Genomic DNA, 22,414 nt, shown 5'->3' on the forward strand with positions numbered 1-22,414 from the left:
GCTACTCCGCAATCTCCAGGGAGAGGACCTTCACCTCATTGATTCCGAAGCTCTCCGGGAACTGGAACGTGATCCAGCCCGCTTCCCCGGGTTGAAGGTCGACGGGGGCGGACGCCCGGCCGATCTCCTCCATCTTCGCATTCAGGGCGCAGACGCGGAGTTTCCCCGTGAAACCGGTTTTCGGAATCACGTAGAGCGCAAAGTGGTCCGGGAAAAATTTCGAACTGGTCGTTTCGATGCCGCGCAGGTCGAGTTTTTCGCTTTTCCAGACGTGCGGCGGTTCCGAGTAGACCTCTCCGGGCTTCGAATCGGCCGGAACGGTTCCGGCGGTCCGGTGGAATTTCAGCAGCGGCCGGTCGGGCAGGAGCCGGAATTCGGGTGCGGGACGCAGCGGTTCGAAGGCCGCCCAGCGCTGTTGTCTTCGCGCATCGGCTCCGGCGCAGCCGGCGAGCAGTGCCGCGGCGGAAGCCGCCGCGATAAAAAGATGATGGATTTTCATTCTGTCGTTTTTCTCGCTTTCGGACTTGAAAAGATGCTTGCGGAACATTATTATAATAGACATTGGGGAGGGTTCCAATGCAAGAGGGGAACCGTTTTTTTTGTACTATATTGAGGCATTCATGCGGAATCGCGCCGGAGTCATCATGGCCGGAGAGAGCAATCTCGGGCTTCATCGCAAACGCAACGAGGATAACTTCTGCTGTTATGCTCCTCCCGGCCGGAAGTGCGCGCTCGCGGTGGTCGCGGACGGAGTCGGCGGCCATGCCAACGGGGCGGTCGCAAGCCTGATCTGCTGCCGCGATCTCGCCGAAGCGTTCCGGCGGATGGCGGAGCCGGAGGAGAACCTGCCCGACGCGGCAGCGGTGTTTTTGCGGGACAAGATTCGGAAGATTAACCGCAAGGTGTTTTCACGCAATTATTTCGAGCAGGTCGTCCGGCCGATGTCCAGCACGATCGTCGCCGCCGTTTTCATGCCGGAGGCGGTGCTGCTCGCGAGCGCCGGCGACAGCCGCATGTATGAATTTCACCCGGCCGACGGCCTGGTGCAGCTTTCGACCGATCACTCGTTTTCGGCCGAATTCGCGCGGGAACACGGTTTTCTTCCGCCGGGGTCGGAGACGATGAAGAACCTGATCGCCCGGGCGGTCGGCCCGCGTTCCGAGCTTGAGCCGGAGCTGCATTCGCTCGAACGCCGCCGGGAGAGCCGCTACCTGCTTTGTTCGGACGGCGCCTCGGGCTGCATCCCGAAGGAGGAGCTCGCCGCGATCATGGCGGACTCCGGTTCCGCGCGGCAGGCGGTCGGCCGGGTCATGCGCAGCGCCCTTCTGGCGGGCGGGCGCGACAACATCACGGTGATCGCCGTGTTTCCCGAAGAGGAGGAGCAGTCGCATGGCATTGCTTGAAGTGGAGGACCTGAAGGTCCATTATCCGGTGCGGGGCGGCCTGTTCCGCCCGAAGCGGTTCGTCCGCGCGGTCGACGGCGTTTCGTTCCGCATGGAGCCGGGGGAGACGGTCGGGCTGGTCGGCGAGTCGGGCTGCGGGAAGAGCACGCTCGGCAAAGCGCTCGTCCGGCTGGAGAAGCCCGCGGCGGGCCGGGTTCTGCTGAACGGGCTCGATATGAGCACGCTCCGGGGGCGCGAGCTCCGGCGGGCGAGGAAGAATTTCCAGATGATTTTCCAGGACCCGTACGGTTCCCTGAATCCGAGGCTGACGGTTTTTTCGGCGCTGGACGAGGTTCTCGCCCTGCATTTTCCGCTCACGAAAGCGGAGCGGCGCGAACGTGCGGCAAAGCTGCTCGACCGGGTCGGCCTCTCCGCCGGCGCGCTCGACCGCTATCCGCACGAGTTCTCCGGCGGACAGCGGCAGCGGATCGGCATCGCCCGGGCGCTGGCTGCGGAACCGGCGCTGATCGTCGCCGACGAACCGGTTTCGGCGCTGGATGTGAGCGTGCAGGCCGCGATCATCAATCTGCTCGAGGATATCCGGCGCGAAACCGGAACGGCGTTTCTGTTCATCGCGCACGACCTTGCGGTGGTCGAGCATATTTCGTCGCGGATTCTGGTCATGTATCTCGGGCGGGTGGTCGAGTCGGCTCCGTCGCGGGAGCTGGTCGCCCGGCCGTTTCATCCGTACACGAAGGCGCTTCTTTCGGCGGTGCCCGCGATCGACGCTTCGGGGAAGCCGCGCATCGTGCTGCCGGGGGATGTACCGTCGCCGCTCGATCCGCCGGCGGGATGTCCTTTTCATCCGCGCTGTCCGGTCGCGCGCGAGCGCTGCCGGTCGGAAGTTCCTCCGCTCGCCTCGCCGGACGGAACGGCCCGGCTCTGCAGCTGCTTCTACGCTTCCGAAGCGGATTTATAGGTTTTTTATCGGAAAATCTTTGAAAATATATTGCAAAATGCTTGACAGGTAGTATATTTTCGATTAAAGAATGTCAACAAAGTGGAATGTAAGGAAACAGGCGGGAATATGGCGGATAATCCGAAATTGACGGTTCTGTATGAAAAGCTGCGGGGCAAGGTCTTCGAGCTGAACAAGGATCAGATGTCGATCGGCCGTCGCGACGGCAACGACATCGTAATCAAGGATGCGAGTCTGAGCGGCCATCATGCGGATATTCTTCGGGTCGAGCGCGACGGCAAGACTGTCTACATCCTTCGGGACAACGACAGTACGAACGGCACCCGGATCAACAACCTGCCGATCACCGAGCAGGAGCTCAAGAATTCCGACATCATCCTGTTCGGCGGCGTGGAGGTTCTGTTCGACAGCAATGACGGCGCCGAGACGCAGGTCGGCAGCACGACGGTGACGATCGACATTTCGCAGCTCGACAGCAATACGTCGACGGTGCCGCGCATGAGCAGCCTCGACCCGTTCGCGGGGACGGTGGACAAGAAGAACGTGATGTTCCAGCGGCTGATGCTCGGCGTGTACGTGCTGCTCGCGGTCGGGATTCTCGGCGTGATCGGGTTTCTGATCTACTACATCATGAATATGTAATTATCGAATATGCAGGCGTACCGGGGGAGGGGCGCATGGATGCCGGTTCGTCCGGCTTCACGGTGCTGCGGCGATTTTCCGGCGGGAACAGAGGACCCGCCGGCGAGGAGCGGCGCCGGGGAAGGCGGAAGGTGTCGGTATCGGGTCCGTCGGATGCCGGAAACGGGTGTCCGGCGGATTGTTTGTATGGAATGAGGAGGGTGGCGTCGAAACGCGTCTTCCGCAACGAAAGTGAGTATATGAATAGATTTTTGAATCGCCCGATCAGGGTTCCGGCGGAATATGGCGGCGAGGAGCTCCGGGCAATGGCCGGCCGGGATGACAAGCCCGGCCGCGAGCCGAAGGGAGGGCGTCGGGAGCCCGCGGCGGACCGCAGCCGGATGCCGCAGCGCTCAAGCCGGGCGGCTCTCGTCTGGCTGATCCTTTTCCTGGCGCTGGCAAGTCTGCTGCTGTTCAAGAACTACGGGCCGGCCAAGGTGAGGGAGTTTTCGCAGAGCGAGTTCGAAACCCGCCTGGCCGAAAAGCAGATCCGGTCGGTTGAACTGACCTACGAGAACGGCATGGTCATGGTCGGCGAGGGGCGGTACAAGGCTCCGGCCGCCGCGTCTTTGCCGGTCACCACCACGCCGGTGCAGGCTCCGCGCGAAAGCGAAGAGGCTGTGAAGAGTGCGGCCGGCGGCGAGCTGGAGCTGTTCAAGACCCGTGTCGTCTATACCGACGAGCTCAGCCGCCTCCTGAAGGAGAGCGGTGCGAACGTGATCATCCGGCCGAATAACTCGGGCTTCTGGAATTTCATCCTGATCGGCGTTCTGCCGCTTCTGCTCGTGATCGGTTTCATTTATTTCTTCTCGATGCGGCAGATGCGCGCCTCCGGACGCGGCGCCATGGACTTCGGCAAGAGCAAGGCGCGGATGATTCCTCCGGATGAGCTGAATGTCCACTTCGACGATATCGCCGGCGCGGATGAGGCGAAGGAGGAGATCCGCGAGATCGTCGATTACCTGAAGGACCCGCTGCGGTTCCAGCTGGTCGGCGGCCAGATTCCGAAAGGGTGCCTGATCGTCGGCGAACCCGGCACCGGCAAAACGCTGATGGCGAAGGCCGTGGCCTGCGAAGCCGGGGTGCCGTTCTTTTCGATCAGCGGTTCCGATTTTGTGGAGATGTTCGTCGGCGTCGGCGCGAGCCGGGTGCGCGACATGTTCGAACAGGCGCGCAAGAATACGCCCTGTCTGCTGTTCATCGACGAGATCGATGCGGTCGGCCGTTCCCGCTTCTCCGGCTGGGGCGGCGGCCACGACGAACGCGAGCAGACGCTGAACGCGATGCTCGTCGAGATGGACGGCCTCGAGAGCCGGACCGGCGTTATCGTGCTGGCCGCGACGAACCGTCCGGATGTGCTGGACCCTGCGCTGCTGCGTCCCGGCCGGTTTGACCGGCAGGTCGTGATGGATCTGCCGGACATCGTCGGCCGCCGGCAGATTCTCGATGTGCATGTCAAAAAGATCAAGACCGATGCGTCGGTCGATCTCGACGTCATGGCCCGGACCACGCCCGGCTTCAGCGGCGCGGATCTGGCGAACCTCTGCAACGAAGCCGCGCTGCTCGCCGCCCGCTACAATCGCGAGGCGGTCACGCAGGCCGATATGGAAGAGGCGCGCGACAAGGTCAGCTACGGCCGCGAGCGGCGCAGCCGCCGGATCACGGACCGGGAGCGGAAGCTTACTGCCTACCACGAGGCCGGCCATGCGCTGGTGGCGCTGCACAACAGATACGCGACGCCGCTGCACAAGGTCACGATCATTCCGCGCGGGCAGGCCTATCTCGGCGCGACCTTCTCGATGCCGAAGGAGGACGCCTACACGCGCAGCAAGCTTGAGCTCGAAGCCGACATGGAGATGACGATGGGCGGCCGTGCGGCGGAAGAGATCGTCATCGGCGACATTACGACCGGCGCCTCGAGCGACATCAACCACCTGAGCCGGATCGCCCGGCTGATGGTCTGCATGTACGGCATGAGCGAGAAGCTCGGGCCGATCAAGTACGGCAACTTCCCGTCGCATCCGCATATGCGGATCGACATGCCGCCCGAAGATGCGGTCAGCCCCGAAACGGCGCGCGAGATCGATCTCGAGATCCGCCGGATTTCGGAACGGGCGATGCAGTCGGCGCGCGATTGCCTGAATACGCACCGCGACGAGCTCGAAAAGCTTGCGCAGGCGCTGCTGGAACGCGAGACGCTCTCGATCGACGAGATCAACGAGCTGCTCGGCCGCAAACCGGAGCCGGACGATACCGGACGCCCGGAAACCACACTCCGCCCGACGGAAGACGATGGAACTGCCGAGCAGGGCCTTTAAGGCGGTTGACGGCGGCACGCTGCTGGTGTGCCGGGTTCAGCCCGGCGCATCGAAAAGCGGGATCGCGGGCGCTTACGGCGAAGATTGCGTGAAGATTACCCTGGCTTCGCCGCCGGTGGACGGCAAGGCGAACCAGGCGCTCTGCCGCCTGATCGCCGAGCTGTGCGGAGTGCCGAAGGGACGGGTCGAAATCGCTTCCGGTCACGCTTCGCGCAGCAAGGCGCTCCGAATTGCAGGAATCCCGCCCGGAGAGCTCCGGGCGTTATTATCAGAGGAAATGAAATGAATCGCAAAGCAGTAATTTTTCTTGCCGACGGCATGGCGGACGAGCCGCTCGAGGAGCTCGGCGGCAAAACTCCGCTGGAGGCTGTCGACACACCGGCGATGGATTCAATCGCCGCGCGGGGGGTGAACGGAACCTTTCTGACCTTGCCGGAGGGATTGCCTACATCGTCGGATGTGGCGAATATGTCGGTGCTCGGATTTTATCCGGAGCGGAACTATCCGGGACGCGGGCCGATCGAGGCGGTGAGCCAGGAGATTCCGCTCCGGGACGACGATGTCGCCTTCCGCTGCAATCTGGTTTATGCCTCGAACGACGGGGTGCTGCGCGACTATTCGTCCGGCCATATCGACAACCGGGTCTCGGCGCAGCTGATGGCGGATCTGCAGGAGAAGTTCGGCAATGACGACGTGACGTTTCATCCCGGCGTCAGCTACCGGAATCTGCTGGTTCTGCACGGGAAGAAATTTTCGGACAAGGTCAACTATTTCAAGCCGGATTCGTCGCAGGACATTCCGCTGGCGGAGCTGCCGCTGACTCCGGCCGACGATTCGCCGGAAGCGGCGTACACCGTCGAATTCCTGAATCGGCTCTGCGCGCTGAGCGCGGCGTTTCTCGCCGCCCATCCGTTGAATGCCGGGAAGGAAGCCCCTGCGAACCGGATCTGGCCGTGGAGTCCCGGCCGCCGCCCCGATCTTCCGTCCTTCTCCGGATATTATTCCGGGCGCCGCGGCGCGATCATCAGCGCGGTGGATGTGATCAAGGGCATCGGAAAATGCACGAAGATGACGGTAATTGAAGTTCCGGGCGCGACCGGTTTCATCGATACGAATTATGACGGGAAGGTCAAGGCGGCGCTGGCGGCGCTGGTCGACCACGATCTGGTCTATCTGCATGTCGAGGCGATCGACGAGTGTTCGCACCTCGGCGACCTGAAGCTCAAGATGCAGGCGATCGGAGATTTCGATTCGAAGATCGTCGCGCCGGTGCTGAAGGCGCTGGAAGGCAAGCCGATCAATTTTGCGGTCCTGCCGGACCACCCGGTGCCGATCAAGCTGCGGAAACACACGAGAACGCCGGTTCCGCTGGCTGTCTGCGGCCCGGATTTCGAGCCGGACGAGGTTCAGCAGTTCTGCGAGCGGCTGGCGCCGACCGGAAAGCTCGGCTTCCTGAAAGGCGACGAGCTTGTGAAAAAGCTGCTCGGGCTGTAAGCGGAGGCCGCGGGGCGGCAGGGCGGACAATTTCAGCCGCCGGAAACTGCCCTGTCCTGAGGGCGCAATGAAAATTGCGTCCTTTTTTCGTGGGCGCGAAACGTGGGAAAGCCGCGCGTCTTCCGCCGCCGTAACGGCCCAATCACCTGCGCAAGCGTTTTGAGAAACTGTTTTTCCGCTTTCGGCCGGAGTTTGCCGCGCGGCCGGCACCGGCGTTCTGCCGCTCGGGAGGGGGGAAAGGGGCGCGGCATACCTCCTCCGGGCCCCCCGGCTTACGGTACGGCCGTCAGCGTTTCTCCGCCCCGATCTGCGGCGGGGGCTCATCCGGCAGATCGACAACTTCCGCGTCGATTACCGCTTCGCTCGCCCGCACTTCGCGCTCCGGTTCCGGATCGGCTTCCGGCGGCCGCGGATGCATCCCCGCTCCGGGCCGGAAGCGGTTCATATAAACGATCCGCCGCCCGGTCAGCATCTGGATGAACAGGACCAGCAGCAGCGGCAGCAGAATCACCGGCAGGAACAGGATGAAAACAAAAGCCAATATCCCGCAGGTGATATAGTTTCCGATACTTCGACTCATATCAACTCCTCAGTTGGCCGCGGCCCGGCATCTCCTCTGCCGCAGCGCTTCATACAATACAATACTCGCCGCATTCGCAAGATTCAAGCTCCGATGGAACTTTCCCTCCATCGGAATCAGCACCAGCCGTTTGCGGTAGCGTTCGTAAAATTCCGGCGGCAGTCCGCTCGACTCCCGGCCGAACACCATATAGCACCCTTCCGGGTACGGGACATCCCAATAGCTTGTTTCGCCCTTCGTCGAGATGAAGTGCATGACCGCCCCGGGATGGGCCGCCAGAAACTCCTCCCAGTTCTCGTAAACCGCCAGGTCGAGGTGCGGCCAGTAATCCATTCCGGCCCGCTTCAGGTGCTTCTCGTCGAGCGAAAAGCCGAGCGGCTTGACCAGATGCAGTTTCGTGTCGGTCGAAACGCAGAGCCGGCCGATCGTGCCGGTGTTCTGCGGAATCTCCGGCGCGAACAGAACAAGGTTGAACGGCTTCATGACTCCGCCTCCTTCCGGCGCAGCCGGGCGACGAACATCGAGTCGCAGTCGCCGTCGAAACTGCGGACCTGCAGCATCCCGCCGCACGGCTCCCCGGTGAGCGGGTGCTCGAACGGTTCAAACGCAAACTCTTCGTGCGAAGCGAGGAAGGCATCCACAACCCCTCCGTTTTCCCGCGGAAAAAGCGAACAGGTCGCATAAATGAGCAGCCCGCCGGAACGCACTGCCGTCGAAGCGGCTTCGAGAATCCGCTGCTGGAGTGCGGCAGCCTCCTCGACATCCTCCGGTTTCAGTGTCCACCGCCCGTCCGGGTTCCGCCGCCAGACGCCGGAACAGCTGCACGGTGCATCGACCAGCACTCCGTCATAACCGCCGGCTTGTTTCCCTTTGAACGGTTTGCCGTCCCACTCCCGGGTGACGATATTCGGGAATCCGGCGCGGCGCGCGCGGATGCGCAGGTCGTCAAGCTTGTAGCTGCGGACGTCGCAGGCGACGACCGTGCCGGTGCGCTCCATCAGGTCGGCCAGCTCCAGCGTCTTGCCGCCGGCTCCGGCGCAGGCGTCGAGCCAGCGTTCGCCCGGCTTCGGCGCGGCTGCGAGCCCGATGCACTGGCTCGCCAGGTCCTGCACCTCGAACTCCCCGCGCCGGAATGAGTCGAGCGTGTAAAGATTGACCTTCGGATTTTCTACGGCGAAGGCGTTTGCGATCCGCGGATGGCGGCGCAGCGCCAGTCCGCAGCTCTGGAGCTCGGCGGCCAGCCGGTCGCGGTCGCGCGTCTGGAGCCGCAGCCACATCGGCGGGCGCCGCCGCAGGTCGGCCAGGAAACGGTCGGCCGGGAAATCCGGCGGCAGCAGCGGAAGGACCCACTCCGGCACCAGGTCGGAGTCCCGGAACGTTGCGGAACTCCCGAACACCGCAGCCAGCGCCGCCGCCCGGGCCAGGTACGGGGAGGCCGCATCCGGCTCCGGCTTCGGCCACGGGATGCCGAGCTCCGCAGCCAGTACGCCGGCCTGCTGCAGATTCGTCCCCTCCAGGTAGAGTGCGGCGAAAATCAGCGCGTCGAGCTCGACCCGGCCGATGCGGATCTCCCCAGACTCAAGCCCGGCGCGCCGCTCTTCCGGCAGAAATTTGCGGAGCACTCCCCAGCCGCGCAGCAGCGCGTAGACCGATTCGCTGATGAACTGCCGGTCACGCGATCCGAGCTGCCGGTTTTCGCGGAAAAAGCCCGACAGCGCCCGGTCGGCCGGACGCCGCCCCCCGAACACCGCTTCCAGCACGGCGCGCGCCGCATTGCCGCACGACTTCATCTGGGAACGGAACTTTTTCGCATTCAAATCTCCAGCCACGATCGACACTCCCGGTTGTTTTGCAGTGATACGGATTATATAACATAACCCCGTATCGGCCTGTTTGCACAACGCAATTGCTGTTTTCAGATGAAAATATTTGAATTTTCCCCGATTCCGCATTATCGTAAAAACTCATCAGAAAACCATGCCCGCAGACAATAAAGCCGCCGTTCGGCACGTTGAGAAAGATATAGTGTGTCTGCGAGAGAACAATATCGGAAGGAAAACGTCACGGAAATGAAGAAAACTCTGACCTGGCTTGTCGTGCTGGCGATTCTGGGCGGACTGGGCGCCGCCGTAGCCTGCCGCGCCTATCTGAACTCACAGGACGAAGCCGGCTCCAGGCCGAAAGGCCCTGCCGCAATCGCAATCGAAGCCGTCCTTCCGGAACATACCTCGATTCAGGACCGCCGCACCTTCACCGGAGCGCTGCGTTCGTGGTCGATCTTCGAAGTCGCGCCGAAGGTCGGCGGCAGGCTCGAGGCGATCCATTTCGATGTCGGCGACAGCATCTCCGGCGGTTCGGTCATTGCGAAAATCGAGGATATCGAATACAAACAGAGCGTCGACCAGTCGCAGGCCGATCTCGAGGTGGCCAAAGCGCAGATGCGGCAGGCCGAAGTCATGCTCGATCTGCGGCGGCGCGAATACGAACGCTACAAGGCGCTCGACGAGAAGAAGGCGACGACTCAGGCGCTGCTTGAATCGGCCGAAACCGCGTTCCATGCGCAGGAGGCCACTTACAATATGCAGCGGGCCGAAGTCAAGCGGCGCGAGGCGATCCTCGACAATGCGCTGCTCAAGCTCGGCGACTGCGTGATCACCGCCGACTGGCCGAGCGGGGCCAGACCGCGCTTCGTCGGTTCGCGCGTCGTCGATCAGGGGGCGCTGCTGAGTCCGAATCAGCCGATCCTGACCGTGGCCGAGCTCGATCCGCTGCGCGCGGTCATCTACGTGATCGAACGCTACTACCCGTATGTGAAGGCCGGGCAGGAGGCGCAGCTGACCACCGACGCTTATCCGGAGAGCAGATTCAAAGGCAAGGTCGCCCGCATTGCACAGCTGCTTGAGGACAATACCCGGCAGGCGGAGATTCAGCTTGAAATCCCGAATCCGGATCTGAAGCTGAAGCCCGGCATGTTTGTCCGGGTTCAGCTCGAATTTTCGTCGAAGGAGAACGCGGTCGTCGTCCCCCGCAATGCGATCGTGAAGCGCGAGGGACGGCAGGGCGTGTTCGTGATCGATACGGCTGACGCGACGGCTCACTTCGTTCCGGTCGAACTCGGAATCGCCTCCGGGAACCGGGTCGAGATCACGTCGCCCGAACTCGACCGTCCCGTCGCCACGCTCGGCAACCACCTGCTGACCGACGGCGTTCCGGTGATCGTGCCGAAGCAGTTCCGGCCCGCCGCGCCGGAGGCGGATAAGGCGGCGGAGAGCGAGCCTGCCGCCGCCGAAGCCCCGGAACGGAAGTGAGGACCGCGGCATGAACATCCCGGAATTCTGCGTCAAACGGCCGATTTTCATCTCGATGGTCAGCTGTATCGTGTTGATTCTCGGCGGCGTGGCGCTGTCGTATCTGCCGGTCGACCTGATGCCGGATATCACCTATCCCGGCGTCACCATCGTGACCACCTACGAGGACGCCAGTCCCGAAGAGGTCGAAGAGCTGATTTCGAAGAAGATCGAAACCGCGCTCTCGGCGGTCTCCGGCGTGAAGGAGATCACCTCCACCTCCGGCGAAGGATCGAGCAATGTGACCGTTTCGTTCAACTGGGGGACCAACCTCGACGCGGCGGTCTCCGACGTGCGCGACCGGCTCGACCGCGTCGAACCGCGGCTGCCGGATGACGCCGACAAGCCGATTCTCTATAAATTCGACTCGGCGAGCTCCCCGATCATGCGTATCGGCGTGGCGACCGATATCGACCTGCTCGATGCCCGCAAGCTCATCGAAGACCAGATCCAGTACCGGCTCGAACGCATCGACGGCGTCGCTTCGATCGAAATTCACGGCGGGCTCGAGCGCGAAATCCAGGTGCTGTTCGACGTCGACAAGGCGCGTATGCTCGACACTCAGCTTGAAAACGTGCTTTCGGTCCTCGAGAACGCGAACGTCACGACGCCGGCCGGCAACCTGCGCGAGGACCGTATCGAAGTCCGCGTCCGCACCCCCGGAACCTTTACCTCGGTCGAGCAGATCCGCGACACGGTCATCGCAACCGGCAAAAACGGCGAAAAGATCCGGCTCGGCGACGTGGCCGAAGTCATCGACACCCATAAGAAGGTGACCCGTTTCGTTCGCGTCAACGGTAAAAACGGCATCATGATTCAGGTCTACAAGCAGTCCGGCGCAAACACCGTCAGCGTCGCGAACAGCGTTCTCAAGGAGATGGAGAAGCTGAACGTCGAGTTCGGGTCGCAGGTCAGGCTCAATGCGATCATCAACTCCGCCGAGTATATCGAAAACTCGATCGCGGGCGTGGCCGACTCCGCGCTGACCGGCGGACTGCTGGCCATCATCGTGCTGTTTCTTTTTCTGCGCAACTTCGGCAGCACGATCGTCATCGGCATCAGCATCCCGATGTCGATCATCGCAACCTTCGCCCTGATCTATTTCTGCGGCTACAATCTGAACATCATGACGCTCGGCGGGCTCGCGCTCGGCGTCGGCATGCTCGTCGACAACTCGATCGTCGTGCTCGAAAACATCACCCGGCTGCGGGACAACGGCATGCCGCCCGACGAGGCGGCGATCAAGGGAGCCAGTGAAGTCGCCATCGCGATCACGGCCAGCACGCTGACCACGCTCGCCGTCTTTCTGCCGCTGCTTTTCATGGAGGGGATGGCCGGCGTCATGTTCAAACAGTTTTCGAGCGTGGTGACCTTCTCGCTGACCTGCTCGCTCTTCACGGCGATCACGCTTGTGCCGATGATGGCGGCCAAGTGCCTGAGCTCGAGTTTCAGCGTGGACGACCCGAATCTCTCCCCGCTCAAGCGGGTTCTCGCCTCGACCGAGTATTTCCAGCGCTGGCTCGAACGGCTCTACGGCGGCGCGCTTGATGTCGTGCTGCGCCGCCGCTGGCTTTTCATTGCCGCGCTGGTGCTGCTCGTCGCCTCGGTCGTGCCGCTGGTCTGGTCCATCGGGACGGAGCTCATGCCGAAGGCGGATGAGGGGGAAGTCCGCGTTTTTCTCGAAATGGAGGTCGGCACAAGTCCCGAAGTGGTCAACGAAATGGTGAAATCCACCGAGGATGTGATCCGGGAGGTCTGCGGCGACGACATGAACGGCTGGGTCACCTTTGCGGGAGCCTCAAGCTGGCGCGCCTCCGGCGGCCATAAGGCGAATTACAACATCCGCCTGAAGCCGCGCACCCGGCGCGAACGTTCGGACCAGCAGATCGCGGAGGAGCTCGACAAGCGGTTCAAGGGGTGGCCCGGAACGGTGTTCCGCGTCCGCGCCGGGCAGGGGCTTTTCTCCCGCATGATGGGGGCGGGCAGCGGCGAAGGCGTGGCGGTCGAAATCCGCGGCTACGACTTCGACGTGGCCGCCGCGCTTGCGGCGCAGGTCAGCCGGGCGATGGAATCGGTCAAGGGCATCACCGACGTGAAGCTCTCCCGCGATCTCGGCGTGCCGGAGGACCGGCTCTATATCGACCGCGACAAGGCCAACGACCTCGGCGTGCCGGTCAGGCAGGTGGCCGAGGCGCTCCGTACGATCCTGGCCGGTTCCGAGGCCGGGGAGTTCCGGGAGGACGGCGACGAATACACGATTCTCGTCAAGGTCAAGGACGCCGATCTCCTGACGCTCGACCAGATCCTCGACCTCTCGATGCGCAACGACAAGGGGGAGCTCATCGTGCTGCGGAACCTCATCGATTACGACCGGGTCATGGGCCCGGTCAACATCGAGCGGAAAAATCAGGAGCGTGTGCTGACCGTCGGCGGCAACATCCTGAACCGCGACCTCGGCTCGGTCGTGGCGGATATTCAGGAAAAGCTGACCGAAATTCCGATGCCGCCGTCGTTCTCGCTGCTTTTCTCGGGTGATTACGAGGATCAGCAGGAGTCGTTCCGGGAGCTCATGTTCGCATTCGTGCTCGCGCTCGTGCTGGTTTACATGGTCATGGCGTGCCAGTTCGAGTCGCTGCGCGATCCGCTGGTGGTCATGTTCTCGGTGCCGCTGGCGGGGTTCGGCGTGATTCTCGCGCTTTATCTGACGAAGACGACCTTCAACATGCAGTCCTTCATCGGCTGCATCATGCTGGCCGGAATTGTGGTGAACAACGCGATCCTGCTGGTGGATACGGCCAATCTGCTGCGGCGCGAAGGACTCCCGCTCGACCGGGCGATCCGTGAAGCCGGAACGCGCCGTTTGCGGCCGATCCTCATGACCACGCTGACCACGGTGCTCGGGCTGTTGCCGCTCGCGCTCGGTTTCGGTGACGGCGGCGAGACGCAGGCGCCGATGGCGCGGGCGGTGATCGGGGGACTTTCGAGTTCGACATTCATCACGCTCTTCTTCATCCCGGCCGTTTACTCGGTGGCCGAGTCGCTGTTCCGGAGAAAGAAGAAAGAGGAGATCGCCGGATGAAGTTTCCCGGCTGAAGAAGTCGGTGAGCTTCGGGATTCAGGGCCATCCGGCCCGGGCGCGGGACGCTTCCGTCCGGAGTTCCGCTCTCCGCCGGACCGGAGCGGGCAGGGCCGGGATCAGAAGGAGTTTGCTTCACGGACCATTTTGCGGTATTTGGCGAAGATCGGCGCTTTGGCGATGAAGCCGTGGAAGATGCCGTTTTCATCGCAGACCGGCAGGTATTTCAGATTGTATTTCTCGAAATTCGCCATTGCCTTCGAGAGATCGTCGTCGGGTGAAACCGCGCCGGCGGGCGACTCCATCAGGTCGATGACCAGCAGGAGCCCGTATACCTTCGGATTCAGCATGACGCTCAGCACTTTTTCGAGGTGGACCACGCCGAGCAGCTTGCCGCCGTCGTCCAGCACCGGGAAAATCTCTTCCGGCGTTCCCTCCACGAGATTGATGAGCTTCTCAAGCGGCTGGTCGATTTTGAGGACGTGGTAATTCCGGTTCAGGCAGAGCCGGACCGGCAGGGCGCGGAGCATGGTCCGGTCGCGGTCATCGTCGAGCAGGTTGTTTTCGACCAGCGCCTTGCGGTAGATCGAATTCGGTTCGAAAATGCGGGCCAGCAGGAACGAAACGGCCGAGACGATCATCAGCGGCACGAGCAGGATGTAGCCGCCGGTCACTTCGGCGATGAGAAAGATTCCGGTCAGCGGCGCCCGCATGACCGCGGTGAATACGCCGCACATGCCGACCGCCGTGAAGTTGCACTCCTGCAGCTCGAAAAGTCCGGTCAGATTGACCAGGCGCGCGAAACCGAAGCCTGTGAAGGCGCCGATGAACATCGACGGCGCGAAGATGCCGCCGTCGCCGCCGGAATCGACCGTCAGGACCGAAACGACCACTTTCAGCAGCAGGACCGCGATAAAGACGATGATCAGAATCATCGTCTCCGACGGAAGCATCGACAGAAGCGGAGAATTGCTGGCGATTTCGGAGAGATTTCCCGCGAAAAGTTTTTCGATGTAAAGATATCCCTGTCCGCGCAGGGTCGGGAACAGGAAGAGCAGCACGCACAGAAGCCCGCCGCCGGCGAACAGCCGGTGCCAGGCGGAACGGAAGCGGGATTTGAGCTTGTCCGCCGTGAAATAGGCGCATTTGATGACATAGACTCCGACCAGTGCGCAGATCAGCCCGAGGAGGAAGTAACACGGCACGGCGTCGGTTCTCCACGGTTCGGTGATGAATTCGAAATGGTTGCCCCGGGCGATCATGCGCGAAACCACCGCCGCCACGGCGCTCGACATCATCATCGGAACCAGCGCCGAAACGCTGAATTCCGGCAGCAGTACCTCGGCTGCGAAGAGAACACCGGTGATCGGACTGTCGAAGATGGCGGAGATGGCGGCCGCCGCCCCGCAGCCGAGCAGCAGGCTGCGGCGGGAACGGTTCACGTTGAGGAAACCTGCACTGTTCGCCCCGATTGCGGCGCCGGTCAGCACGCTCGGCGCTTCGAGACCGGCCGAACCGCCGAAGCCGACGGAGAATGCGCTCGAAAGCATATGGCTGACCATCTCAAGCGCCGGGATGTTGGTCCGTTTGCGCGACAGGCTCAGGATCAGCGGACTCAGGCTCTTGGCGTAGCGCGGGCCGCCGAGGAAGCGCTGCACGAGAAAGCTTGCGAAGAGGCCGAGCATCGGCAGGCAGAGCAGCAGCGCCAGCCAGACGTACTCATGCAGCTCATGCGGCTCGGTGAGCCAGATGCCGAACTGCTCGAATTTGGTCACGAGCATGTGAAGCCCGGCGGCGGCGACTGCGGCCGCGGCGCCGATGAGGATCGACAGGACCACGAGAAAACTCCGTTCCCCCCAGCGGGTCTGCCAGAAACGCGCCGCCCGCAGAATGATCCTGCGGTGAATGCGCAGAAAATACCGCGTGAGTTTTACCCGTATCTTCAACGAAATTCCTTTGTGAAATCAGTCGCAAAATGATCCGATTAATATACAGCCGGACCCGGCCGAATGCAACAGCGGCCCGGAAGATATGCGGAAAAATGAAAGCCGGCCGGAAACTTCCGGCCGGCTGCACATGACTGAAATCGGTCCTGTGCCGGGATTACCAGCGTTCGCCGCCGCCGAAACCGCCGCCGCGGCGTTCGCCGCCGAAGCCGCCGGTGCGCGGGCGTTCTTCACGCGGACGCGCTTCGTTGACGACAGCCTTGCGTCCGCCGAGGTCCTGGCCGTTCAGGGCTTCGATCGCCTGACGCGCTTCGGCGTCGTTCGGCATTTCGACGAAACCGAACCCCTTGGAGCGGTTGGTTTCACGATCGGTGACGATACGGGCGGTGGCGACATCGCCGAACGCGGCGAAGGTCTCCTTGAGTTCGTCACGATCGATGCTGTACGGCAGGTTACCAACGTAGATGTTCATCCTTCTCTTCTTCCTTTCTCTACAGGTTTTCCCTCTCCGGCTTTCCCGGAACAATTTTTTTCGCATCTCCCCGGATGTAAGTTGTCATTGTTGTTTCATCCGCGCCGCGGACGCCGAACCGTTGGAGTGATGCGAGGTAGAGCAGTCGGAAGTCGCGGCCTGGATGGATGGCTCCGGATCCTGCTTACATAAGGAGGGGGAACCGGCCTGAAATGTCAAAATCAGAAACTCGTGCGATACTTTGATCCAATCCGCGAAAAATTTGTAACTTGCGTATTTCCTGTAATAATTATACCAAAAAAGATGCGTTATGTCAATAGCCGGAGCAAAAAAAATTGAAAAAAAACGAAGCGGAAGGTAAATCGGGTGCTCCGCAAAAACAAAATCATGCACAAACCGGGATGTCCGTGCATGAGGAAACTGGCGCGGATTTATGATGATCCGATATTTTTATTTTTCCGGCCTGAGTTCGAGCGCGTTCAGGAAACGCACCGTGGCGTCGTCGGTCGGCGCGGAGAATGAAAGCTCGAGGCTGCCGCCCTTCACCTCCACCGGGAACTCCAGCGTCACCGGCGCGTCGAAGTCGCCCCTCTGCGCTTCGTAAAGATCGAAGTCCTTCAGCAGAACCTTGTCTCCGGCGCGCATCGTGAACCGGAAGACGCCGGGCTTGAATTTCGGCGCATAGCCGACCTTGAGCCAGAGTTTCAGCCGGTACTTTCCGTCCGGCAGCTCGAAACGGTAGCCGTCGATGTCGTAAGCTTCGCTCTGGAACAGCTTCGGGTCCGGCGTGCCGTGCACCTTCTCGATGTCACGGACGACGTTGTTGTAGCTGCCGGTGTAGCCGTAACGCGCATCGCGGGCAAACTTGCGGTCCGGGAAGAACAGCGTGCCGTCCGCCGCACGGTAGAATTCGTAGCCGCCGCAGTTGACCGCGAAATGGTTCTCCTTCAACATCCGGCTCTGGATCGAGAGGTTCTCGAGATTCCGGTGTTTGCCGCCGAGCTGGTTCATGGCGCGCGAAAAAGCGAGCCGGTGGAGTTCGGCGTAGCGTTTCCCGCTCTCCGCCGCTTTCATCGCCGCGAGCGTTCCGCGTTCCGCGCCGCAGTCGATGCCGAGTTTTTCAAGCGCGTCGGCTGTCGCATCGAGCGAGGCGATCCGCTGCCGGTAGAAGGCTTCGAATTCAGCCGGAACCGTTACGGCAAGCCCGGTGAACTTTACCTCTCCGGGCACAAGGAAGCTTCTGAGTTCGAACGGCTTCAGGGTGACCGGAAAGACGGCCTCCTCTCCGGTCGAAAGGTCGACGGCTCCAGCCGGCGCGGGGGAGGGGGCCGCCGTGACCGGCTGCCACACCATGCTGACCAGGTAGAAATAGGTGCCGTTATCCGTCGGCAGGTAACGCAGCGTGACCGGGTCGTCCGCGCCCGGCACGCTGCGGAACGGCAGTTTCGGCAGCGCCGAATAGGCGCGGACGAATTCGCGCGTCTCGGCCTCGCGCCCGAGCGTGCCGAGCGGCTGGGCGCCGATGACCATGCGCTGCGAATCGGCCGCCGCCAGGTTGAAGGCGAGCTCCTTCAGGAAGAAACGGCCGTGCGGTTTTACGTCGGCGTTCTGGAAGTAGCCGGCGAAATCCGGATCGAGCGGTTTCTCCCAGGTCTCGAAGTAGGCCGGATAGCTGACCGTCATTGCGGCGGCGCCCGGAACGGTGAACGGCCGCATGACCGCCGGATCGTAGAGTCCTTCGTCAAGCGCCGTCTCCGGCTTCCCCCAGTGGAAGTTCCAGCGGTACTGCGTGTTCTGGCGAATCGGCGCAAGCGCGACCCGGTCGAGCGCGGCGAGCGCGGGGAGGTCGAGCCCGTTCTCTTCGTAGAGCTGCCGGCTCATCCCGGCGACGCCGCTCTCCTCGAGCGGCTTGACGAGAAAGATGGATAAATAGAGCGCGAGCTTCGGATTGACCCGGTCGAGCATCGTCCGGATTTCGGCGACGAGGTTCGTGACCTGCTCCGAGCGCCATTTCAGCCATTCGTCCCGTTTTTCACCGGTCAGGAAACGGTAACGTTCGGCGAAACGCCCCTCTCCGGCGCCCGGAACCGCGATTCCGGTATCGGCCGTGAAGCGTCCGGCCGTGTAGTCGTCGTAGCCCTGTTCGAGCGAATTCCAGGCACCGAACTGACAGATCCAGTACTCGAACCCGTCGAAGCCGGGGCGGAGCCCTTCGTTGGCGGCGATCGATTCGAGGTGGGCGAGGAACAGCTTCCGCACGTCGGGATGGACGATGTTGAGTTTCGGCGCATTGCCGCCGAACGGACTCATGACCCGCCGCCCGGCGCTGTCGTGCAGGATCATGCCGCGCCTGTCGTACTCGTCCCAGCGCGCCGGGGCGCGGGAGATGTCCGGCAGATTCGAGTAGTTCACGATGCCGAGCACGCTTTTTCCCCGCCGGTGCATCGCGTCGACCATGTAGGCGAGTTCGGCGTAGCGGAACGGATACATGCCGTTCGACACGTAGCGCTCCTGCGGGTAATAGCTGTAATGATAACGCAGCACCGGGTAGTTCCACGCTTCCTGGCCGGTATAGTCGAGGTAGCCGAGCAGCCGGTCGGTCAGGCGCTGGGTACGGAACGGCGAACTTTTTTCGGCGGCGTCGTCATAATTCAGATTCGTCTCGAAGGTCTGGTCTTCGTCCATATTGCCGAACTGCCGGTGCGGCAGGTTTTCGGGATAGTTGATTTTAAGCTTCGGCAGCTCCCCTTCGATCGGGAGAAGCCGGACCGCCGCGACTGCCGCGGGCATGCCGTTGGCCAGCGTCCGCGCCTCGAAGTGATAGCGCTTCACTCCGGGATAGAACAGGTAGCGGACGCTCTGCATCTTGCCGGAGAGCGGATATTCGTTGCCGGACTGGATTCCGCCCTGCAGCCGGTCGCGGTGCTGCGACTGTTTCGTCTCCGGATACATGTAAAGTCCCATCATGCGCGGTTTGTCGTCCGGCCAGACGATCTCGAGCAGGACCGGCCTGCCGTTGAGGCGGCTTTCGTCGAAGTCGATCGTGAAGGAGAAACGATTCCCCTTCGATGGCGCGGCTTCGAGATACGGCCTGCCGTCGAGAGAGGCGCCCTGCGGTTCTCCGGCTTTCCGCAGCGCGGGATCGGCTGCGTCGCCGAGCTTCTTCTCGTAGAAGGGAGTGCCGGTGACGAGATCCGCGTCGGACGGCGTTTCCGCCGGCGCGTCGGCGTAGCTTTTTACCTCGAACGAACGCTGGACCATGCCGTTCGGCGTTTCAACCAGAACCTTGAGCCGGTAGATTCCGGCCGGCAGTTTGCCGATTGCGAAGTCGAACTTGTCGGCGGCTTTGCCGTCGAAGCTGCGGCGCATGGAACGGACAGTTTCGCCGTTTTCACCGCAGAGCCGGAGTTCGAGCCGGAGCGGCGCCGGGTCGAGCCGGAGCTCGGCCGGTTCCGGGCGCGTATAGGTTCCGGGCGGCGCGATTTCGACGGAGAGAACCGCCTCCTCCTCCGGATTCACGATGGCGTTGTGAAGCAGGAGGTCGAACGGCATGTACTTGCGGTAGTCACGATAGATCTCCTCGTCGGAGACCGGACGCCGGAAGAGCTTGAGTTCGTCGTACGAGGCGTCGGCGTTCTGCCAGGCGCCGGCGGCGGTGCCGACCAGCAGCCGGGTCATGGCCGGGAAATCCGCGTCGTTGATGTAACGCCGGACCTCCTCGGCCGAGGCGTCGTGCGGCCCGAGCGCACGGCCGTTCCAGTAGAAGGTGACGAGTCCGTCGCGGTTCCAGCTGACGGCAACCTGCTGCCAGTCGCCGTCGAACCAGCCGGAACGGCCGCGCTGGCGCATCTCGACCTTGTCCCTGCCGGGACGGCCGATGTCGGCCCGGAGCCACTCCCACTGGAAGAGGTCGAGCAGCCGCTGTCTGCCGCCGTCGTCGGCGATCAGCAGCTGGTAGGTCGGTTTCGGCCTGCCGTAGGTTTCGCCGTCCCATTCGGGACGGACCCAGAACGAGATTGCGCCGTCGCTCCCGGCGAGGCCCGGAATCGGGTAAGAGAGTTCCGGCCGCCCTCCGGCCGGGGAGAAGCGCGCAAAGCTTTCCGTGAAACGGTAGTCGCCGCCTTTGATGTTCAACTCTTTGAGTTCGAGATCGATCCGGTTCGAATAGATGCCGAGTTTTGTGAGCCTGCCGAGCTCGGGGATTGCGACCGGCATGGTTTTTCCGTTCAGCCCGAGCACGAGCTTCGCGCCATTGATCCGGAGCGTGAGCCGGTTCCACGGGGAATCGGCCGCGCCGGGCGGGAGCGGAAGGGATTGCAGGTCAATATGCCTGATTCCTTTTCCTTCCCGTCCGTGCAGCAGGTACCAGCGGCCGGCCGGCCGGGTATAGAGCTTGAGCGTATCGCCGTTTTCTCCCGTGAGGTCGAAGCCCCAGTGGCGGTCGCCCTCCGGCATCGAGGTGCGGCGGAAATCGAGCGAGAGCTCCAGCTCCGGCAGTTCCGGCAGCGCGAGCGAGAGTGCGCTGCTCCGGTCGGCATTCTTGAATTCGATGAAGCCGTCCGCCGCTTTCCAGCCGCCTCCGGCCGTGATGCCGCCCTGCGGCGGTTTGCTGCCGATGAAGACGGCTTCGCCGGAGAGACCGGGCCGGTAGGAGAGGCTGACCGCTTTGTCGGGATGGATCGTATCGCCGTTTGCTTTCTTCGCATCCGGCGTGCCGTCGAACGCGGCGTAAAACACCGGCTGCCCGACCGCCGGTGCGGCGGCCTTCGCCTCGCGCGGCAGGAGTTCGATGTCGTCGAAGGCCGCATCGCGGTTGAATGCATAGAATTCGACCTTCCTGACCGTACCGAGATCGACGCTGCCGGAACCGATCAGCCGCCTGCCGGCATTGAGCTCGAAACGGCCGGGGTCGATATCGAGTTCGAGCGTTGTCCACCGGCCGCCGGAGAAGTCGATGTTTCCCGGCAGGTCCGAATTGGTCTGCGTCTGGCCGCCGAGGCTGATCAGGTGCGTGACGTTCTTTCCGCGGCTGTACAGCCGCAGCGAGTTGCCGTTCTCTCCGAAGAGGATGACGCCCCAGTGAAAGTCGCTTTTCCCCGTCGCCGCCGCCGGGAGTTCACGTACCCGGAAGGTGAGCCGGAACGGCGCGGGCAGTTCCCGGTTCAGCTCGGCGGCGGCCATTTTGCCGCTGCCGAGGAGTTCGAGTGCTCCGTTCCTGACGGCCGAACCGGCCGGGATGCGGAAGACGGAGGAATCCGGCGCCGCATCGAAACCGGCGCGGAACAGCGGTTCGGCCGCCGCGAGCGCGATCGATGCGGAGAAGGCGAGGCAGAGCGGATAAAATTTCATGAGATCACCAGAGGGAAGCGTTGTTGATGAACCAGTGGACGCGGGTATGGGGCTTGTCGCCGTTCGGCAGGTTGTTGAAAGCGTACAGCTCGGTTTCGCGGAAGGCGCGGACGCTGCCGTCGACCATGCCGCAGATGGTTCCCTGTCCGTGTCCGTTGTAGTAGACCGGCGAGGTGGCTGTGCCGTCGCCGAGGCAGCTGCCGTGCGAGGTGGTGTAGCCGTAGGCGAAGAGCGGCCCGGCGTTGCTGAAGCCGACGGCGGGCCAGTCGGTGAAATTTTTACCGGCTGCGATCTTGTTCTCCGCCGCCCGGTTGGCGCAGACGAACATGAACACCTGAGAGGCGTTGCGGATGCTGCCGCTCTTCTTCCAGGTCGGGCATTTGGAGTGCGGCGTATCGACATTGGCGCTGTGGTTCAGAAAGTACGAGAGCGGCGCCTTGGCCCAGGTGTAACGTTCCGGCTTCATCATATCCAGCGGGCAGCGGAAAACCTTGTCGGACTGGGTATAGCGCTGCAGATTCGAGCTCCATGCTCCGCTGTTGAGGCCGGAACGGTTGTCTTCCGGGATCGAACGCGGCCCGACCGTGATGTCGTCGTTGTCGGCGAGATACATCAGATGTCCGTTGCCGATGGTTTTGAGGTTGCCGGTGCAGCCGGCGCTTTTGGCCCGGTCGCGCGCCTGGTTCAGGGCGGGCAGCAGCATCGATGCGAGAATTGCGATGATCGCAATGACGACGAGGAGCTCGATCAGCGTGAACATTTTTCTCATGACAACCTCCCGTTGAATTGT

General features: G+C 62.6%; 16 protein-coding genes. 8 read left to right on the plus strand and 8 right to left on the minus strand.

Annotation, left to right across the window (positions count from 1 at the left end):
* Position 1: 1 nt before the first annotated feature.
* Positions 2–499, minus strand: coding sequence for a hypothetical protein (locus FYJ85_RS14605; protein WP_154419327.1), 498 nt, complete (start codon positions 497–499; stop codon positions 2–4).
* Between the two features lie 121 nt (positions 500–620).
* On the opposite strand from FYJ85_RS14605, the gene FYJ85_RS14610 reads away from it, so the two are divergent.
* From FYJ85_RS14610 to FYJ85_RS14635, 6 genes are all read left to right on the plus strand, one after another.
* Positions 621–1,403, plus strand: a complete 783-nt coding sequence (locus FYJ85_RS14610; protein ID WP_154419328.1) for a PP2C family protein-serine/threonine phosphatase — start codon at positions 621–623, stop codon at positions 1,401–1,403.
* Positions 1,390–2,361, plus strand: a complete 972-nt coding sequence (locus FYJ85_RS14615; protein WP_154419329.1) for an ABC transporter ATP-binding protein — start codon at positions 1,390–1,392, stop codon at positions 2,359–2,361. The genes FYJ85_RS14610 and FYJ85_RS14615 overlap by 14 nt, the downstream gene beginning before the upstream one ends.
* Before the next feature lie 108 nt (positions 2,362–2,469).
* On the plus strand, positions 2,470–3,003 hold the full coding sequence (locus FYJ85_RS14620) for an FHA domain-containing protein (RefSeq protein ID WP_106054656.1): 534 nt from the start codon (positions 2,470–2,472) through the stop codon (positions 3,001–3,003).
* A 239-nt stretch (positions 3,004–3,242) separates the two neighbouring features.
* Positions 3,243–5,360: an ATP-dependent zinc metalloprotease FtsH gene (gene ftsH, locus FYJ85_RS14625; protein WP_158704194.1), complete on the plus strand. Its 2,118-nt coding sequence runs from the start codon at positions 3,243–3,245 to the stop codon at positions 5,358–5,360.
* Positions 5,335–5,646: a DUF167 domain-containing protein gene (locus tag FYJ85_RS14630; RefSeq protein WP_106054658.1), complete on the plus strand. Its 312-nt coding sequence runs from the start codon at positions 5,335–5,337 to the stop codon at positions 5,644–5,646. The genes ftsH and FYJ85_RS14630 overlap by 26 nt, the downstream gene beginning before the upstream one ends.
* Positions 5,643–6,854: a cofactor-independent phosphoglycerate mutase gene (locus FYJ85_RS14635; RefSeq protein WP_106054659.1), complete on the plus strand. Its 1,212-nt coding sequence runs from the start codon at positions 5,643–5,645 to the stop codon at positions 6,852–6,854. The genes FYJ85_RS14630 and FYJ85_RS14635 overlap by 4 nt, the downstream gene beginning before the upstream one ends.
* A 286-nt stretch (positions 6,855–7,140) precedes the next feature.
* Here the strand turns inward: FYJ85_RS14635 and FYJ85_RS14640 are convergent, their stop codons facing one another.
* The 3 genes from FYJ85_RS14640 to FYJ85_RS24310 are packed head-to-tail and all read right to left on the minus strand — an operon-like array spanning position 7,141 to position 9,263.
* Complete coding sequence (locus FYJ85_RS14640) at positions 7,141–7,434, minus strand: hypothetical protein (protein WP_106054660.1); 294 nt, start codon at positions 7,432–7,434, stop codon at positions 7,141–7,143.
* A gap of 9 nt (positions 7,435–7,443) precedes the next feature.
* On the minus strand, positions 7,444–7,917 hold the full coding sequence (locus tag FYJ85_RS14645) for a tRNA (cytidine(34)-2'-O)-methyltransferase (protein ID WP_154419330.1): 474 nt from the start codon (positions 7,915–7,917) through the stop codon (positions 7,444–7,446).
* The gene (locus FYJ85_RS24310) at positions 7,914–9,263 is read right to left on the minus strand and encodes a class I SAM-dependent methyltransferase (RefSeq protein WP_206213212.1); all 1,350 of its coding nucleotides are present in this window, start codon (positions 9,261–9,263) and stop codon (positions 7,914–7,916) included. The genes FYJ85_RS14645 and FYJ85_RS24310 overlap by 4 nt, the downstream gene beginning before the upstream one ends.
* A gap of 240 nt (positions 9,264–9,503) precedes the next feature.
* Here FYJ85_RS24310 and FYJ85_RS14655 point away from each other — a divergent pair, with 240 nt between their 5' ends.
* Positions 9,504–10,742 (plus strand): efflux RND transporter periplasmic adaptor subunit, encoded by a 1,239-nt coding sequence (locus tag FYJ85_RS14655; protein WP_106054663.1) that lies wholly within the window; start codon positions 9,504–9,506, stop codon positions 10,740–10,742.
* Positions 10,743–10,752: 10 nt separating this feature from the next.
* Positions 10,753–13,860 carry an efflux RND transporter permease subunit gene (locus FYJ85_RS14660; RefSeq protein ID WP_154419332.1) on the plus strand — a complete coding sequence of 1,036 codons (3,108 nt, stop codon included), beginning with the start codon at positions 10,753–10,755 and terminating at the stop codon, positions 13,858–13,860.
* Between the two features lie 116 nt (positions 13,861–13,976).
* Here the strand turns inward: FYJ85_RS14660 and FYJ85_RS14665 are convergent, their stop codons facing one another.
* The 4 genes from FYJ85_RS14665 to FYJ85_RS14680 form a co-directional block, all read right to left on the minus strand.
* A complete protein-coding gene (locus tag FYJ85_RS14665) occupies positions 13,977–15,803 on the minus strand; it encodes a chloride channel protein (RefSeq protein ID WP_154419333.1) in 1,827 nt (608 codons plus the stop codon).
* Between the two features lie 157 nt (positions 15,804–15,960).
* Entirely contained in the window at positions 15,961–16,275 is a 315-nt protein-coding gene (locus tag FYJ85_RS14670) for an RNA recognition motif domain-containing protein (RefSeq protein WP_106054666.1), read from the minus strand.
* Between the two features lie 450 nt (positions 16,276–16,725).
* Positions 16,726–21,624, minus strand: coding sequence for a malectin domain-containing carbohydrate-binding protein (locus FYJ85_RS14675; RefSeq protein ID WP_206213213.1), 4,899 nt, complete (start codon positions 21,622–21,624; stop codon positions 16,726–16,728).
* A gap of 4 nt (positions 21,625–21,628) precedes the next feature.
* On the minus strand, positions 21,629–22,393 hold the full coding sequence (locus tag FYJ85_RS14680; protein ID WP_154419335.1) for a type II secretion system protein: 765 nt from the start codon (positions 22,391–22,393) through the stop codon (positions 21,629–21,631).
* Positions 22,394–22,414 lie beyond the last annotated feature (21 nt).

Source organism: Victivallis lenta, assembly GCF_009695545.1.
Lineage (GTDB): Bacteria > Verrucomicrobiota > Lentisphaeria > Victivallales > Victivallaceae > Victivallis > Victivallis lenta.